Annotated in this window: 1 protein-coding gene; it reads left to right on the top strand. The window is 61.5% G+C overall.

From position 1 onward, the window contains the following. Window positions 1-87: 87 nt before the first annotated feature. Complete coding sequence (locus HNQ71_RS34560) at window positions 88-1,125, top strand: IS110 family RNA-guided transposase (RefSeq protein WP_184879638.1); 1,038 nt, start codon at window positions 88-90, stop codon at window positions 1,123-1,125. Window positions 1,126-1,415 lie beyond the last annotated feature (290 nt).

Genomic DNA, 1,415 nt, shown 5'->3' with positions numbered 1-1,415 from the left:
CAGATGAGGTGGATGGCTCCCGCTCCCGGCATCTCGGTGCCAAAGTGGGTTTGCTGTCAGGCAACCCGAGCAAAGGAGCCATCCGCCATGCAGATTACCACCGTGGGCCTTGATCTGGCCAAGCGTGTTTTTCAAATTCATGCCGTTGACGCGTCTGGAGACGTTGTTGTGCGCAAGGCACTACGGCGATCGCAAGTTCTGCCGTTTTTCACCAAGTTGCCGCCCTGTCTGGTCGGTATGGAGGCCTGCGGGACCTCACATCATTGGGCGCGAGAGCTGACAGAGCTCGGCCACGAGGTCCGCTTGATGCCGCCGGCCTACGTGAAGCCCTATGTGAAGCGCGGCAAGAACGATGCGGTGGACGCTGAGGCGATTTGCGAAGCGGTGACACGCCCCACCATGCGTTTCGTGGCGATGAAGTCAGCCGAGCAACAGGCGGCCCTGTCGCTTCACCGTACACGTAATCTTCTGGTCAAGCAGCGCACGCAACTGGTCAACATGATCCGTGGCCTCTTGGCCGAGTTCGGCATCGATATCCCCGAAGGTTTGGAGCGGGCGCTTGGGCTGGCGCGCCAGATCGCCGCGAAGCAAGTGACGCCGGACGTGCCGTCAATGGCAACGCAGATTCTCGGCCTCCTGTCCGGTCAGGTACTCGACACCCATGTCCGTCTCCAGGCGATCGACCGGTCGATCATTGCCCTGCAAAGATCTGACGACATGGCACGGCGTCTATCGACCATTCCCGGCATCGGCCCGGTCGGTGCAACAGCACTGGCGGCATCGGTTGCCGATCCGGGACAGTTCCGCTCGGGTCGAGAGTTTGCCGCCTGGCTTGGGCTCACACCATCGCAAAACTCGAGCGGTGGTAAGGACCGGCTCGGGCGCATCACCAAGATGGGTGACCGGTATCTGAGAAAGCTCCTGGTGATTGGCGCGACCTCTTTGATCCGCCGGGCGAGGCATAAGCCCGAGACGGCCGATCCGCGCCTTATCGCGTTGCTTGCCCGGAAGCCAGCGCGCGTGGCGAGCGTAGCCATGGCGAACAAGATGGCCCGCGTCGTCTGGGCGATCATGGCCCGCGGCGAGACCTACCAGGCCCGCCATGCCCCACAACAGGCAGCGTAAAGTTGCGAAGACCTTGAAGCAGAAAACAGTTCGAGCCGATCAATCGGCTCCATGAGGTGTAAGAGCGACGCGATGTGATGGCGAAACCGGTCAGGCCGGGAACAGGGACAACCCGTCGAATGTCCGAGGCATCATAGCCTGATAAGCAGATTGGGACCCTGTTCGCCGACCCCATCAGGGCCAGCAGTCTCTATCGGCTGCAACAACAGGCCGGACAGAAGACTGCACCCGACCCAACGCGCCAGAACGTCGAATTACCTCTTGCAATGCGGGAGCCATCCACAGAGGAC

The organism is Mesorhizobium sangaii (assembly GCF_014207355.1).
In the GTDB taxonomy this organism is placed as follows: domain Bacteria; phylum Pseudomonadota; class Alphaproteobacteria; order Rhizobiales; family Rhizobiaceae; genus Mesorhizobium; species Mesorhizobium sangaii.
This window is presented reverse-complemented; position numbering and strand designations above follow the sequence as displayed.